The organism is Planococcus donghaensis, from assembly GCF_001687665.2.
GTDB lineage: Bacteria > Bacillota > Bacilli > Bacillales_A > Planococcaceae > Planococcus > Planococcus donghaensis.
Window position 1 is genome coordinate 1,564,682 of record NZ_CP016543.2, and the last position, 15,459, is coordinate 1,580,140.

Genomic DNA, 15,459 nt, shown 5'->3' on the forward strand with positions numbered 1-15,459 from the left:
AAAGACAGTGAAGGTAATTGGGATATTATTCAGCGTTTTACTGGTACTGTTTTTAGATCCAACAGAAAGCGTTTTGGCGCATAATGACGTTGATGAAGCAACTGAGGCAGCTAATTTAGCTTCACAATGGAGCCTTTGGATGGCAGTGGCTTTGGTTGTCGTTTTAGTGGCTTATGTTTATCAATTCAAAGCGGAAGAAGATTTCTTTAAGAAGTTTGCTTTTTTCTTTTCGGCTTTAGTGGTGCTGTATGTGACATTGGGCAGTCCACTGCATGTACTGGGAGATCATTACTTATTCAGCGCCCATATGCTGGAACAGTCGTTAATATATACGCTTTTGCCGCCATTATTGTTGCTGGGTCTTCCGAAACGATTTGTTGCACCGATAGTCCGCCTAGGTATACGGACGAAAATACTGAGTTTCCTGAAACGTCCGCTGATTCCATTACTTATGTTTAATGTATTATTTTCTTTTTACCATATTCCCTTAGTATTCAATGTTGTAGTGGATAATAATGTTCTGCACAACCTAATGCATTTTGTGTTAACGCTGACAGCTTTCTTTATGTGGATCCCGCTTATCCCTATGGTCAAAGAATTGGACACATTGTCTGAAATCCACAAAATTGGTTATATTTTTGCGGCGGGGATGTTGCTGACACCGGCGTGCGCCCTCATCATTTTTGCAGACCAATCGTTTTATACGGTCTATTCAGATGCTCCGCAGCTTTTTGCTTCTCTTCCACCGCTCGAGGATCAGCGGACAGGTGGTATTGTCATGAAAGTTGTTCAGGAGATTGTATACAGTACAGTAATCGGTTATATTTTCTTTACGTGGGCTAGGAAAGAACGATTAAGTAAAGTGGATCCAGTGCCAACTAATTCCTTTATAGAGGAAGTTAACCAGTGAAAAAATGCAAGAGCTTTGAAGGATAAGGTGAAAGGGGTTACGGATGAAATGAAAAATAATTTCAGGAACTCTATTCAGTCAAATGGAATTTCGATGGAATTTCGACGCGATGATGAAAATCGATGAAGTGGAACAGTATTGTAGTTAAATTAGGTGTCAGTGTTTTGTTGCTAGTATTGGCAATTTTACTTCCACTTGGTTTTATAGTAAATCAAATTTTTTCCGGTTTTTATTTCAGCAAGGTTCAGGAAGAAGTAGAAGAAGCATCAGAACGCTATGCAAATTCAATTGACTCACTCGATGAACAGCAGTTTGAATTATTCGAGTTGCTGGCCTCAGTAACAGAACAAGAGATAATTATTGTGGATGAACAAGGGGTAGTCGTTGCGAATTCAGGTATTCAAAATGTACTTATAGGCGAAGCTATCCGTTCTGAGGACCTTGTTGTAATGACGAAGAACGTTGATATTCGTCATGAATATAATGATGACATCACCAATCGGCGTTATCTTCAAGTTGGAAAGCCCATTTATTCTGACGATGAGCAAGTAATCGGAGCAATTGTCGTTTTGGCTTCTATTGAAGACTTATATCAATCGTTGGAGTTGATTAAAAGGGCGATAATTTTAGCGGGGGTAGGGGCAGTTTTCTTGGCACTTGGCCTTGTTTTTATTTTGTCGCGTAAATTGTCCAGCCCTCTTCTTGAAATGGAGGAGGCGACCCGAAAAATAGCCGCAGGCGACTTGAATACAAGGGTCACTCGCGGTTCAATGGATGAAATCGGCACGTTAGCAGCAGCTATAAATGACCTAGCAGTTGAACTTCATCGTTATCGATCCAATCGACGGGAATTTTTAGCGAATATCTCACATGAATTGCAAACGCCTATTACGTATTTGGAAGGGTACACAAGTGCACTAAGGAATCGCCTGTACGAAACAGAAGAAGAAAAAGAACAGTATCTACAGATTATTCAATTGGAGGCTCAAAGAATGTCTAAGCTGGTCTCGGATTTGTTTGAGTTATCAAAAATGGAAGATGGCAAGGTTGCCTTGGTTTTCGAAGAAGTGAATTTGGTAGAAGTAATAGAAAATGCGTTACTGAAGACGAAAATAAAGGCACAAGCGAAAGGTCTTCATTTGGAGTTTAATCAAACGTATGACTTTCCCGGCATTAATGCGGATGGATTAAGAATGGAACAAATCATCACTAATTTACTTGAGAATGCCATTCGCTATACAGAAAACGGTTTCATAAAAATAAAGCTTTCCACTGACCTCGGAGTTGCAAGAGCAGTCATTGAAGACACAGGTATTGGCATTCCACAAGAAGATATTCCCTTTTTATTTGAGCGATTTTACCGAGTAGAAAAATCAAGGTCGAGAGAGTTTGGTGGAACAGGACTAGGGTTAGCGATTGTCAAACAGCTTGTGGAGCTGCAAGGAGGAACCATTACAGTGGAAAGTCAGATTGGAAAGGGAACATGTTTTGAACTTACTTTCCCAATCACAAGGAGGGAATCTCCGTGAAAAAAATCGAGGTTTTTTTAGCTGTTATGTTGGTTGTTATTGGGATATTCTGTTTAACGATGTCTGGAACATTGATGTTAGAAACCGGATTGACCGTTTTTTTAACAACATTTGTCCAAGTTTGTTTATGGATGGGCGTTCCACTTGTCCTGACTGCAATAATTTATTGGCAGTATGCTAGAAAGAGGAGGTAACAAAATGAAAAAATTGACATTTGCGCTTCTGGTTGGGCTATTGGCGGGAAGTATCGCCGCGTGCTCGGGGGAAGAAGAAGCTATGGAGAATGCAGCAACTGAAGAAGTGGCTGACAATGAATCAAACGAAGCAGAAACTGTTGAAGAAGGCGAAGCAGAGACGACGCCTGCCGAAGAATACACCCCGGAAATGAGCGATATTGAAATGATGCACTTACACGGGCTTGGGTTCTCAGGAGACGGTGCCGGATTATTTGTCCCTTCCCATGATGGACTCAAAGTGTTTGAAAATGGTATCTGGCGCGAAGCGGCAGCTGAGCCGCATGATTATATGGGCTTTGTTATGGTTGATGATGGGTTTTACAGCAGTGGTCATCCAGGTCCAGGTACTTCATTGGGAAATCCATTCGGGGTGGTCAAAACAACTGATATGGGTGAAAACCTGGAAATGTTGGATCTGTATCAAGAAGTGGATTTTCATGGAATGGCAGTCGGATACATTTCACATGCCATTTATGTGATGAATCCGCAAGAGAATTCAAGAATGGATGAAATAGGTTTATATTATTCCACAGACGATACAGAGACTTGGACAAAAAGTGAGATGACGGGCTTGCAAGGGACAATATTTTCAATAGCGGCACACCCGACAAACGAAGCAATTATCGCTCTAGGTGCAAGTGAAGGAGTCTTTCTGTCAAATAATTTTGGAGAGACATTTGAATCAGTGTCAGACTCTCCCACTACAGCCGTCACCTTTTCTCCAACAGGGGGCTTAATTGCAGGCAGTGTTTCAAATGAAGTGAACTTAACAATATTCGATAGCGAAACAAATGAGCCACAATTAATTTCAATTCCTGAATTGAATGAAGAAAATACAATCGGCTATATCACAGTAAACCCGCAGGACGAAAACCACATTACATTTGCAACAATAGAAAAAGATATTTACACGATCAAAGATTCTGGTGATAACTGGAACCAAATAGCTGAAAAAGGGATAGGCATTAATTCAACGTCAGATGCAAAATAATAGTTTTTAGCTTATGTGAAATTAGCAAATCTCAAGATTAATCGAAAACTGTATGAAAATGGTGACCGCAATCTGGTTGCCATTTTTTCTGGCACTGTTCTAAGCAGGGTGACTTCATAGTTAGGAGTGGTAGGCATTGTGTGATAAAGGACGATCCATTAGGAAACAAAGTATCTTAGTCGGGGTTGCTATCGTGATAATCTACGTGCTTTTCACCAACCTTTCCGATATCCAGAAGAATGAAGAAGTCCTTTCTATTGGAGACGAAGCTCCCGACTTTCTACTTACTACACTTGAAGGAAAAACCGTAAACTTAAGGGACTATAGAGGAAAAGGTGTGTTTTTGAATTTCTGGGCCACTTATTGTCCTCCGTGTAAAAAGGAAATGCCATTCATACAAAATCAGTATGAACTGTTTAAAGAAAAAGGCATTATAATTTTAGCCGTAGATGTAGCAGAGCCACAGCCAGTAGTTGAAAAGTTTGCGTTGAAATACGGATTGACTTTTCCTATCTTGCTTGATTTGAATCAAGAAACGATGGATTTATATGATGTAGCGGCAATTCCCAGCAGCTTTCTGATAGATGAAAATGGAAAAGTGGTTGATCGAATTACTGCCAGTTTAACGGAGTCACAGATAGCTGACTATTTGAAACTGATAGTGCCGGAATCTGAAATTGATAAAACGTCTATTACTCAGTGAGTTCAAAGACGTAAGGAGGTGATTGTTATGAATTTTGTCCATAAATTTTTTATTTTATTCGTTACGTTGCTTTTGACGCACGTTGCTTTTCTAGCGCACCATGGTTCTGCTCATTCTACCTTGGAAGAAACCAGTCCATCAGAAGGAGAACGGCTAACTGAAAGTCCGACAACGCTCGAATTTTGGTTTCAGGACCCCGTTGTTCTGCACGCTGAATCTATTCAGTTAAATAGTCAATCTGGAACTAAAATTGAACTAGAGGATACACGAATTGATCCTGATGATAAGACGCATATTATCGGTAACTTGAATGAGGAATTATTGCCGGGTAGATATACTGCTAAAATAAGTGTAGTTGCTTTAGATGGCGATGTATTGGAAGAAAAACTGAATTTCCAAGTAGGTGGAAAAGCAAAAAAACAACCACAGACGGAGTTTGAAATTATTCAAAATTATCCCGAAGATGGAGAAATCACTGGTGGTTCTCCTCAGAAAATAGAACTTTGGTTTAATCAGCCCGCTGACATAACCGCTATCGGAGTTTTCGATGACAGGCAAGAATCGATCAATATCAAGGAACCTGTTATGGATTCTGAAGATCCAAATCATGTAATTATTGAATTCAACGAAGAACTGCCGAAAGGAACCTATCAAGTCACCTGGTACGCCCGGCCCGTGGCATCAGAAGATGTAAGCCTACCAGATGCCATAGACGTGTTTTATTTTGCTGTAGATGAATTCACTCCAATCCAACAGCCAAATGAAGGAGAGCCAGTCGGATTTGCATGGTTCGCTAGTATGGGATTAAAACAAACGGGATACTGGTTTTTTTTCATCGGCATCATGGCTTTATTTGGTGTAGCGTTTTTTCATACGGTCATACATAAAGAAATCACTTTGCTGAAACGGAATCCACTTTCACTGCTCCTTCTACTTTCTGTATTCACTGGTATGGTTTTCGTACTTATGGCTCAAAAAAGTGAATTGGAAAGCCTGTCATTGACTCAGTTCCTTTCGCTGAAATTTGTCTGGATTCCATTAGTACAGATTGGTTTATTACTGCTGGGCGTCTTCTTACCCAAAGTTAGACTTTTCTTCTTTGCAGCTACGCTGTTGTTGATTCCCTTTATTACCGGTCATGCACCATATCCACGATACGGCGGCTACTTTTCAGTATTTATGAATGCATTACATTTACTGGCTTCTTCTATTTGGATTGGTGGTTTACTAGCAATACTGACTTTTCCCAAGAAAGAAGAGATGAAGAAATTTTTAAGAACCACGCTACCGGCTTTTTCGAACTGGGCATTCGTCAGTTTAATGGTCATTATTGTAACGGGGTTATACATGACAATAAAATATGTTCCTTCTTATACAATTGAAAGCTTCTGGGAAAGTGAATGGGGGAAAGCGATCATTTTGAAAATGGCGTTAACCCTCGCTGTTTTGGTGATTGGGTTTCTCCAAAGGAGATTAATTAAAAAACTAACAGAGAAAGCTTTCTCTAAAGTGCTCAACCGGTTGCGGGTCGAGATAATTTATGCGGCTTTGCTGTTACTGTTCGCATCTGTGTTGGTTGTTTCAACACCCGGTTCAGCTGAACAAGGCGTATATCCTGCTACTGTAGAAAAAGAAAATATTAAGGTGAATGTCAGTTTCTCACCTTTGAAATTGGGGTTAAACGTTTTAACCATGGATTTCGAAGGCGAATCGATTGAGGACGTGGATGTAACGTTGTCCATGCCACCGAATTACCAGGTAAACTACAAGGCATTCCAAGTTGAAGAAGGTGTGTTTAAACTTACCGGAAATCTTCTTCATGCTGCTGGTACGATGAACATGAAAGTGAAGGCGGAAAAATCGAGTGGAGAAGAAGTGGAATTTGCTTTTCGAGTCGTCATACCCGGGGAAATGCGGTTAAATGAGTAGCGAAAATAAAAAACTAATTGAAAAAGGGCGGGACGGGAATGGAAGATGTAAATTTGTTATTGGCTTTCGCGGCTGGGGTGTTATCTTTTGTATCCCCCTGCTGCCTGCCTCTCTATCCCGCATTTTTGTCGTATATAACCGGAATGTCTGTGGATGAATTACAGAACGGTAAGGGGATACTGAGAAAACGTGCATTGCTGCATACCACGTTCTTTCTATTAGGATTTTCCCTTATTTTTATTGCTCTGGGTTTCTCTACGTCTTTGTTCGGCAATTTATTCAGCTATTATGGGAATCTGATGCGACAGATGGGAGCAATCTTAATTGTCTTGTTAGGATTGGTCACATTGGGGGTTTTTAAACCCCAATTCCTGATGCAGGAAAAAAGAGTGACATTTAAAGATCGTCCAAGTGGCTACTTAGGATCTAGTATTATCGGGGTCGCTTTTGCAGCCGGATGGACTCCATGTACCGGTCCTATTTTGGCAGGGGTTATTGCTCTAGGAATTTCGAATCCCAACCAAGCTTTAATTTATATGGTCTCCTATATCCTGGGTTTCTCACTTCCTTTTTTCTTTATGTCTTTTTTTATTGGAAGAATGAAGTGGGTAAAGAGATATAGCGGACTCATAATGAAAATCGGTGGAATTACGATGATTATCATGGGGGTGTTCCTCTATTTTGACTGGATGACGAAGATGATTTCATTTCTGTCTAATAATTTTTTTAATGGTTTTACGGGGTTATGAGCATTTATATTCTATCATTTAATCTCCGTCCACTATATTCGTTTAAATGAATACGGTAGAAATCAATAAACTTCACAGTAACTACAAACTTTAAGGATAGAGTTAGAATAAGCAGTCAAAAAGCGAGGTTTTAAGGTGGGAAATAAAATTTTGGTAGTCGATGACGAATGGAATATGAGAAATCTCGTGAAGCTGTATTTGTCAAAAGAAGACTTTGAGGTGGATGAGGCTCGCGGGGGACATGAAGCTATCCAGCTGACCAGGCAACACGCCTACGATTTACTAGTACTAGATATTATGTTGCCAGATATTGATGGATGGGAAGTTTGCTCAGCCATTCGACAGACTCAACAAATGCCAATTCTAATGTTAACTGCTCGAAATGATATTCAAGATCGGGTCCGTGGTTTAAACCTTGGGGCCGATGATTACCTGATTAAACCGTTTGCTCCTGAAGAATTGGTGGCACGTATTAAGGCATTGCTTCGCCGAGAAAAAGGAAAAGTAGAGGGAGGACATAACCTTCATCTAGCTTTTGAAGATCTGCTTATTGATAGTGAAAGTAGAGAAGTAAAGGTCAAGGGAATACTTGTCGAGTTGACTGCTAAAGAGTTTGATATCCTTTATATGGTTGCAGGTCAGCCTAAAAGAGTTTTTACTCGAGAAATCTTATTAGATAACATTTGGGATTCCGAAGACTTTCGCGACTTGCGTACGATTGATACACATGTGAAGAATGTACGGGAAAAACTTCGGAGATCTGGATTGTCCTATAATCCCATTAAAACGGTTTGGGGTGTTGGATATAAATTTAATACACAAGAATGAATTAGCAGAAGTTATTAAAAACCGCATCAAAATATATTTACAATGATTGGAGGTGAAATATATGATGTCAATGATGGGTGGAGGCATGATGCTGACTATGGTTCTTTGGATTCTCATAGTCGGATTCATCATCTATGGAATAATCCGATTCCTGATGAAGCAAAACACAAAAAAAGAAAATACATCGTTAATCGAAAAGCGAGGAGATTCCTCAGTCGATGTTCTTAGAGAAAGGTTTGCACGCGGGGAAATAGAAAAACAAGAATTTGAAGACAGAAAGGAAATTTTGCAAAACAAATAGTTAAACTTTCGTATCTTACAAATTCAATATATTCATATTCTAAACTTTGATGAACCAACTATAAGAAGGAGAGGAAAGTAATGCAACTAAGAAAAACACCTTTTATCTTATCAATAGCTTTGTCCACACTATTAGTAATGGGATCTACCGGATTTGCTAATGGCATGGATAGCAATAAAGCCGGTAACATGGCAAATGCCAATGAACATGGAATGACAAACATGATGGAGAATGGCAATATGTCCAGTATGATGAACGCAATGAACTCATCTGAAGGACAAAAGATGATGGGTGCTTGTGCAAGTTTTTCGAAAACTATCGATGACTCAAAGGAAATTGAATAGTATCGTTAGTGAATAAGGTCTCTAAATGAGGCCTTATTTTTTTGACCCAACTAAGAGTGACTAACCAAAGAAAGAAAAAACAGCGAAAGTTATTGCTCAGGCTATGGAGGCAGTACTTTTAAAACAAAATTAAATTCATAGAGTCTGTTAGCTCACTAGTCTGCATAATTCGGATTATCAGAAGTTAAATCAACTCTCATGACGAGTTTAATAGAAAAAATGTTAAGAGGTTCTGAGATTTGTATTCAGAGTGGAGGAGGGAGGTATGGATCTTTCTCATGCGAAGAAGCGAAAGTTCATCTCGATAGATTTAACAAAAGGCAGAAGGAAATTTGATACCAGCAAAATGGATGAATGGTCACCAGAGGAATGGGCAGCTTTCGTCGGAACTGAAGAAGATCATCATCTAGAAATACCCTTGTTGAATACAGAAAAATATCATTTTCTTATAGTCTCTATTTCTATAAATGAAGTCACCAAGGCATTCACGCTTGAAATTCAAATTGAAAACAAGACAGAAAAGGAAATTCGTATTGATGCTTCAACGTTGAAAATTGATGAGGCCCTTTTTGATGTATCAAAAACCGAGCCTTTTTTCATCAAAGCGCATGCACAGAAAGAAGGTCAAATTACTGTCATCATCTCCGGAGATTATCTGGAGTTCTTCAAAAATTTGATTTCCTTGAGCTTCGATATTAAAGAGGTAGAGACAGACAATTGGCTCGAGGGATATGAAGTGGTTGTGCAAGTGTATTGATGTTCCGGATTAATTATGAAGTTTACATATGACAACTTATCGGAAGTTGAGGAGTGAAAGAGAAAAGCTTTTTTCTTTTTACTTATCTATTTAATTGCACTGTTTATTTAAGATAGGTTAATTCTATAAAAAAATTTTGATCATAATTATCAATTTACAACATGGTATCATTGTTAGAAATAGCGAAAATGAAAATAGTAGGTGATAACTCGGTGATTGGAATAAGTATAGCGACGAAGTGGGAATATGAGGCATCATTAAAATATTTTGGTATAAAAGATAGTGAACGTTTCGCTTACCCATACGGCGAGTATTTCATCAGAACAATTGAGGATGCCGAACTTATTTTTTACAGTACTGGTGTGAGAAAAGTAAATGGCGTGGGTGGAAATCAATACATGATTGCTAAATTTAATTTAACGAAAGTAATCGTTGCTGGAACTTGTGCAGGAATAGATGGGAAGTTCAGCAATTTAGATGTTTTTGTACCTGAGAGAGCTGTTCAATATGATTGCACAGTAAAAGAAATTGAACCCTTCATTAAACAATCCTTCATAGTCGACATCAATCTATCCAAATATGGAAATGATTTTTATACGGGTACAATTGGGACTGCAGATAAAGCTGTAGTTATGTGGAATGATTATATAGAACTTAAAGAAAACGATATAACAGTAGCTGATACAGAGTCAGGTGCAATTGCGTATATCTGTAAGAAGAATGATATCGAATGCATTATTATTAAAGGGATATCTGACTTTCCAACAGATGAAAGAAACTCTGACAAATTCAAATCGAACATTGAACAAATGAATGTGTATTTAGAAAACACTCCAAAAGTTATGAATAAAATTTATGATGAATATTTAAAAAGATTTATTTAAATAAATATACAGTAAAATTTTTAAATTAGATTAGTTTACATATTCCGGATTATCGGAAGTCTTACATAAAGCAAAGGGAGGTGCTGGCTATTAGCATCTCCCTTTATTTTATAGAAATTTTCATAACCTGTGATATGTAGACTAGAACTGTACAGAGCGAGAATACGGAATCTAAGAAAATGGTATGATTTATAATATGCAATAAGCCCGTTGTCAATTACGAAAGCCTTCGATAAATAAATACTAAGGAGTATTCTCATGACGAACTTTAGCCCGCCTGCAATACACAACAATAATAATATATATAAAGTTGAAGATATTCTAGTATTACATGAGTTAAATAAAAGACCTACTTTTGTAAACGATCCTTTAGAAACCTTTTCTGGTCATACACACTCGATAGACTCGTTTAAAGCGAGAGATATATTTCTTGATTTTGTTCAAGTGGTTTCAAATTTACAAGAAAATGAATTGATAAGAGAGAACTTACCTAAAGAAATATTAAAGTATTTAACGGTTGTAGAAATGAAAGTTATCCTTAAGGCAATATCTAAACCAGTTAAAGGCACGAAAGATGTATTAATTAATAGGATAGAGACTCATGCGAGTGATGAAGATATTCGTAATCATACAGATAAGAGTTGTTTTGTTCTTACAGAACTCGGTTTAGAGGTTCTGGAAAAGTATAAGAATGTCCTTTGGATACATAAAAACAAAAGGGATATCTTTAGGTATCCCTTATTTTACGAGAGTAAGTTTGATGAATATTATTTTATGAAACATTGGGATTTAGATCCCCCAATACACTAATTGATTATTATGAATCAGAAACCAGTGGAATAGTGGCACGTATATATCAGATAGAAAACAATCCCGAAAAATCATTTCTTTATGGGCTTAGGAAATTAACCGAAGAAATTAATTTGCAATTAGAAAAATGTAAAGAAGTTGGTTGGTTTAACACAAGTGCAGGGTTAGGTGAATTTCTCTCCCTTCACGCAAGTCCAGAATTAGGCGAACCTCTGTCCTCCAAAACAATCTTCAAGGGTTTAACTATTAGTGATGATAATTTTGAGGAGATTTTAAAATATATCTATGACTTTGCAATAAAAGACCCTTCATTAATCTCCTTTAACAACTTTCATGAAATCATTATTGCTCTATTGACTAATCCTGGGGATGAACTATATAGAGAATTACTCGATAACTTATATCAGAGTAATAGAAAAAAACTTGGTCACGAAGGCTATCAAGAAGATATAAATAACTATCACCAGAAAGGCTTTGACGATGAAGAAGGAGAACAGGAAGAGGAAGAAGAGAACTTAATGGACATATTAGATTTATTTATAACTGATGAAAATAGAAAGTTAGAAATGGTGTTTGAGCTGATAGATATTCTTGATTTAGAAGTAATAAAGGAAATGAAAGTGAGAATTGACAATAGACTTACGAATTAAATATTTTCTAAAACTAGAAGGGCAGAAGTTTTTATTTTCTTTGACCTTTTTGTTTTTTATGTACTTCATCTTTTATAGTAAATCTATTCTTTGGGCTTTTCCCAATGCACCTTTGTAAACTGCCAACCGACGATGCAGCCCCCAAAAGTTTGGGGATTGGGAGGATTTATAGAAGTTTTTAGCGTTTTTTGTGGTGTCTCAAGGAGCTCCGTTCTGAGAAAGGCTGATTTGCATTGCAGCTAGTCGATGTTACTTAGAGGACGATGAATAGACCACTAATAGGCTTACATATTTCAGGATTGTCGAAAGTAAAGAAGCTCAAAATAGAGCTTCTTTTTTGTCTGTATATGTGTACTTTTGCGAACGGTTATTTTCTGATAAATTTCCTTTGAATATAATTTTAATATGATATTATTGGTGAAAAATGAAAAACAAAAGTTTTCAAGGCTCATGAATTGTACTAAAAGAGGAGGATTACCTTGTGGAGTGGAATTGGAATAAAACTAGCATCGATCTTCCGTATTCATATGAAAATCTTAAGACTCTTTTAGATGCAGTCTGCAAGAAAGAAAATCAATTTTCTCAAGTTGATTTTTGCATGTGGTGCGATAATTTAACAATGGCTTGGGAAGATGAAGATATAGATGACCAAGGTGAACTGGCTCGTGTCATCGCAAGAGATATAGAGTGTCAATGGGATTTGCATTGGTACGGATTTTATTCCCATAAACAACTGATGAAGATGGATTTGTCGAAATTAGAATTACCGCCTGATTGGTTTAAAGAATGGATAGCTGAGTTAGACGAAAAATAACCAATAAAGACTAGGGGTTGAATGTAACTTAAGTGCAGTTAAGTTACATTCTAAGTGCTATCAAACCTCAGTTTTATTTATTTATAAATAGTTCTTTTGCATAACAAATTCTTGGTATAGAATCTGTACACGTATCTCCTAAAATTACTCTCACCTCATCTTGCGCACGCAAACTATCTCGATTTAGTTTAGTGTCTTGAAGATTTTGAATACTGGTTTCATCGCTAACATTAACCCATATTATTGTCTCATTTTCTTGTAGTTCTTGTGATAGTTCCAAAAGAATTTTATCTTGATTTATATCCGTTATAGTCCCAGACACCTCATAAGTTGACTGTTCTAAAGATTCAGTATTTTCTTCTTGTTCTTGGCATCCACTCAATAATAAAATTAATATAAAAACCCAAGTTTTTTTCAATATATCGTCTCTCCTTTTCTTTATAAAACAATAAATACCTCACGTTTTATTAGACGAGAAAAACACTTTATAGTTACATTAATTGGAAAAATAATAAATTCTCACTTAATAAAACTAATGTAACTTATTAGCAAGTAAGTTACATTTAATCTTCATTGTTTACAATCGATGTTCCAACTGGAAAATAGCTGGTCAGCTTTTCAATTGTCGAAAAACGAGGTTCGGTTGTATAGAGATTTAACCCATCCCCGTCATGCCAAATTTCGATAACTGTCGATGCACCATTCATATCAAAGTGAGGCCATATCGAGGTCTTCTCACGTCCAAACCAGCTCTTTCCTATCACGGATTTATACACGATATTATCCGAGAAAGAAAAGGCGTAGAAGTTATTACAAGTTGCTATCCAAAAAGTTTCTTGTAAAACAAAAGTCAGTGAAGAAGGTTTTTCGATTGTGAGTTTAAAAACAGGAAAACGTTTGTTTTTCAAACCCTCAAATTTTAAAGAGTATTCAATGTTTTTGCCTTGGAAAAGGCGTTCTAAATCCTCTTCCATGCCACTAAACGGTTCAAATGTAAGATAGATTGGAAACAGGAATTTTGTACAAATGAACTCAACGAGTAGTTCACCTGTTGAATCAGGATCAGCAATAGAGTCAAAAGGAGCCATATGAAACTTCTCAATGGTTTGACCCTCCTCACACAAAAGCATTTCTCCATCCGACCTAATAGTTTCAGGAATGATAAAAACCTTATCCATACGTTTCGCCTCCTTTACATTGAAGAATATGTCTTGTTCTTAGTATTACACTTTTATCTAGAATTTGCAGTTTACATAACGATGGTTGAATGCAACTTATGTGTAATTAAGTTACATTCAGATTGACTATTAAAGGGGGAGAGGCAAATGAAGTTCAGTGTATTAGAAAGAGCATTAGAAAATAATGACGTGGAAAAAGTAGAACTATTATTGGGTGAAATGTCCGCTGATCAACATCAGGAAGCAACCAAAATACTGATAAAGCACCTCACCCAAACTGAAGACAAGAATTTAAGAAATTTGCTTGCTATTGCCTTACGAGATATTGGAAATGAAGAAGCAGTTTCTCCTTTGATTAACTTGCTTAACGATTCCAGGACACTCGGAAGTAGGGGAACTTTATTGTACGCATTAGAACTTTTTGATTGTACGGCGCATTTAGAGATACTCATCCATCAGTTTTTAACTGGAAATTATGAAGTACAAGCAGGTGCTTATCAACTTATAGAATCCATGAACAGAAACGTATCTGGCGATGTATTATTGAAATCCCTGCAAAAGGTAAAAGAGCGACTGGACGAGATTGAAAGACAGCAAGAATTACATAGCGATATATTAGATTTTCTGTTTGATTTGAATGTAACTTAATACTAATTAAGTTACATTCAGATTTTATGAAAGTGCGTTTTATTTTATTTGACTAACAGGAGGGACTAGTTTGGATGTTACCAAAGTGATGGCTTACTTCTGCTTAGTAGGTGACCATTTTCCACTTGAAGAAATTACCGAAGTACTGACCATTAAACCGACTGAAACTTATACTAAAGGCGATATTATTGAAAAAAATAGAGCTACTACGTTTTCACCAGAAGTAAGGAAAAGAGTAGAAACCGATTGGACGCTGAGTACAGGATATCAAAATTCATACGACATCAATGACCAGTTGAAATCACTGTTGAATTTTCTTGAAGGAAAACAAAAAGACATAATCAGACTAAAAAAGAAATACAAATTAACATCTATTTTTATAATCGTCATAGAAGTTGGAAAGAACCAAACACCTGCAATGTGTCTCGAAAAGGAGATCATTGATTATGCAAGTGCAATCGGTGCTGAAATACATTTCGATTTATACGTAATGTAGCTAAAACTTAAATTTTATGAACCACTTGTAGAACATGTTTGCTGGATTTGAATGTAACTAACTCCAATTAAGTTACATTCAAAACTTGATTTCTTGGTAATGATATTCAGCGTTTTCAGGCAGTTAGGAGGCTCAAATGAGCAAAAAAGAGTTTATAGAAGAGCTGAACGAAATTATTAAAGATCCCATCTTTATTGGGAACTCTATTGACGATCTGTTCAGTGAAACAGGAGAAAACACCTGGGGTATTTCAATGGGACAAGAGTTAGCAAATGAATTCACCATGGAAGAGTTGGTTTTATTCTTTACTCAAGTCCAAACCAATAGAAAAGAACAGATTACCCAAATTAGTGATCATCCCATGATTTTTTATGCTTGGTTTGACTGGCAGGCTGCTAGCTTAAAGTTCAGTCTGATATCAGCTTTCCACGAAAAGTTGCCTTTTATCAGCCCATACAAAACGATAGCGAGCATAGAACCCATCATTGCCGAATTTCTGCAATTTCAGTTTCATGACGGCTTCCCTATTGCCGATATTCAAGATGAAATTTCTGCCGATATGGGAGAGGAAGAAAAAATGAGTGAACCGTTAAATGTTTTTGCAGCTGTACTTTCTAATGACAGAGAACCCATGTAACTAAGCTTAATCTGAATGTAATTTAATTCTAATTAAGTTACATTCATAATAGTGCTTATCAAACA

General features: G+C 37.0%; 20 protein-coding genes. 18 read left to right on the forward strand and 2 right to left on the reverse strand.

The features are described from left to right. Window positions 1-7: 7 nt before the first annotated feature. From BCM40_RS07825 to BCM40_RS07895, 15 genes are all read left to right on the forward strand, one after another. Window positions 8-910, forward strand: a complete 903-nt coding sequence (locus BCM40_RS07825) for a cytochrome c oxidase assembly protein (RefSeq protein WP_083394488.1) — start codon at window positions 8-10, stop codon at window positions 908-910. Between the two features lie 122 nt (window positions 911-1,032). Next, window positions 1,033-2,439 (forward strand): sensor histidine kinase, encoded by a 1,407-nt coding sequence (locus tag BCM40_RS07830; protein WP_065526424.1) that lies wholly within the window; start codon window positions 1,033-1,035, stop codon window positions 2,437-2,439. Beyond that, complete coding sequence (locus BCM40_RS07835; RefSeq protein ID WP_065526423.1) at window positions 2,436-2,633, forward strand: hypothetical protein; 198 nt, start codon at window positions 2,436-2,438, stop codon at window positions 2,631-2,633. The genes BCM40_RS07830 and BCM40_RS07835 overlap by 4 nt, the downstream gene beginning before the upstream one ends. 4 nt (window positions 2,634-2,637) lie before the next feature. Next, entirely contained in the window at window positions 2,638-3,666 is a 1,029-nt protein-coding gene (locus BCM40_RS07840; RefSeq protein ID WP_065526422.1) for a F510_1955 family glycosylhydrolase, read from the forward strand. Between the two features lie 136 nt (window positions 3,667-3,802). Next, window positions 3,803-4,369 (forward strand): thiol-disulfide oxidoreductase ResA, encoded by a 567-nt coding sequence (gene resA / locus BCM40_RS07845; protein ID WP_083394489.1) that lies wholly within the window; start codon window positions 3,803-3,805, stop codon window positions 4,367-4,369. 27 nt (window positions 4,370-4,396) lie between these two features. Next, window positions 4,397-6,298, forward strand: a complete 1,902-nt coding sequence (locus BCM40_RS07850; RefSeq protein ID WP_065526421.1) for a copper resistance protein CopC — start codon at window positions 4,397-4,399, stop codon at window positions 6,296-6,298. A gap of 38 nt (window positions 6,299-6,336) precedes the next feature. Beyond that, window positions 6,337-7,047, forward strand: coding sequence for a cytochrome c biogenesis CcdA family protein (locus tag BCM40_RS07855; protein ID WP_065526420.1), 711 nt, complete (start codon window positions 6,337-6,339; stop codon window positions 7,045-7,047). A 135-nt stretch (window positions 7,048-7,182) separates the two neighbouring features. Next, window positions 7,183-7,875: a response regulator transcription factor gene (locus BCM40_RS07860; protein WP_083394490.1), complete on the forward strand. Its 693-nt coding sequence runs from the start codon at window positions 7,183-7,185 to the stop codon at window positions 7,873-7,875. A 61-nt stretch (window positions 7,876-7,936) separates the two neighbouring features. After that, window positions 7,937-8,176: an SHOCT domain-containing protein gene (locus tag BCM40_RS07865; protein ID WP_065526419.1), complete on the forward strand. Its 240-nt coding sequence runs from the start codon at window positions 7,937-7,939 to the stop codon at window positions 8,174-8,176. An 80-nt stretch (window positions 8,177-8,256) separates the two neighbouring features. After that, window positions 8,257-8,520, forward strand: a complete 264-nt coding sequence (locus BCM40_RS07870; RefSeq protein ID WP_065526418.1) for a hypothetical protein — start codon at window positions 8,257-8,259, stop codon at window positions 8,518-8,520. A 265-nt stretch (window positions 8,521-8,785) separates the two neighbouring features. Next, complete coding sequence (locus tag BCM40_RS07875; protein WP_065526417.1) at window positions 8,786-9,277, forward strand: hypothetical protein; 492 nt, start codon at window positions 8,786-8,788, stop codon at window positions 9,275-9,277. A gap of 212 nt (window positions 9,278-9,489) precedes the next feature. Next, on the forward strand, window positions 9,490-10,161 hold the full coding sequence (locus BCM40_RS07880) for a 5'-methylthioadenosine/S-adenosylhomocysteine nucleosidase family protein (protein WP_065526416.1): 672 nt from the start codon (window positions 9,490-9,492) through the stop codon (window positions 10,159-10,161). 258 nt (window positions 10,162-10,419) lie between these two features. Next, on the forward strand, window positions 10,420-10,971 hold the full coding sequence (locus BCM40_RS07885; RefSeq protein ID WP_065526415.1) for an SAP domain-containing protein: 552 nt from the start codon (window positions 10,420-10,422) through the stop codon (window positions 10,969-10,971). 32 nt (window positions 10,972-11,003) lie between these two features. Next, window positions 11,004-11,621 carry a hypothetical protein gene (locus tag BCM40_RS07890; protein ID WP_065526414.1) on the forward strand — a complete coding sequence of 206 codons (618 nt, stop codon included), beginning with the start codon at window positions 11,004-11,006 and terminating at the stop codon, window positions 11,619-11,621. 481 nt (window positions 11,622-12,102) lie between these two features. After that, on the forward strand, window positions 12,103-12,435 hold the full coding sequence (locus BCM40_RS07895) for a hypothetical protein (protein ID WP_065526413.1): 333 nt from the start codon (window positions 12,103-12,105) through the stop codon (window positions 12,433-12,435). A 73-nt stretch (window positions 12,436-12,508) separates the two neighbouring features. Here the strand turns inward: BCM40_RS07895 and BCM40_RS07900 are convergent, their stop codons facing one another. Together BCM40_RS07900 and BCM40_RS07905 are read right to left on the reverse strand one after the other, a co-directional pair. Continuing rightward, a complete protein-coding gene (locus BCM40_RS07900) occupies window positions 12,509-12,853 on the reverse strand; it encodes a hypothetical protein (protein ID WP_065526412.1) in 345 nt (114 codons plus the stop codon). A gap of 145 nt (window positions 12,854-12,998) precedes the next feature. Beyond that, the gene (locus BCM40_RS07905) at window positions 12,999-13,613 is read right to left on the reverse strand and encodes a hypothetical protein (RefSeq protein ID WP_065526411.1); all 615 of its coding nucleotides are present in this window, start codon (window positions 13,611-13,613) and stop codon (window positions 12,999-13,001) included. Window positions 13,614-13,760: 147 nt separating this feature from the next. On the opposite strand from BCM40_RS07905, the gene BCM40_RS07910 reads away from it, so the two are divergent. From BCM40_RS07910 to BCM40_RS07920, 3 genes are all read left to right on the forward strand, one after another. Continuing rightward, a complete protein-coding gene (locus BCM40_RS07910; protein WP_065526410.1) occupies window positions 13,761-14,261 on the forward strand; it encodes a HEAT repeat domain-containing protein in 501 nt (166 codons plus the stop codon). An 88-nt stretch (window positions 14,262-14,349) separates the two neighbouring features. After that, window positions 14,350-14,757, forward strand: coding sequence for a DUF4279 domain-containing protein (locus tag BCM40_RS07915; RefSeq protein WP_065527714.1), 408 nt, complete (start codon window positions 14,350-14,352; stop codon window positions 14,755-14,757). A gap of 136 nt (window positions 14,758-14,893) precedes the next feature. Next, window positions 14,894-15,394 carry a hypothetical protein gene (locus BCM40_RS07920; RefSeq protein WP_065526409.1) on the forward strand — a complete coding sequence of 167 codons (501 nt, stop codon included), beginning with the start codon at window positions 14,894-14,896 and terminating at the stop codon, window positions 15,392-15,394. Window positions 15,395-15,459: the final 65 nt, after the last annotated feature.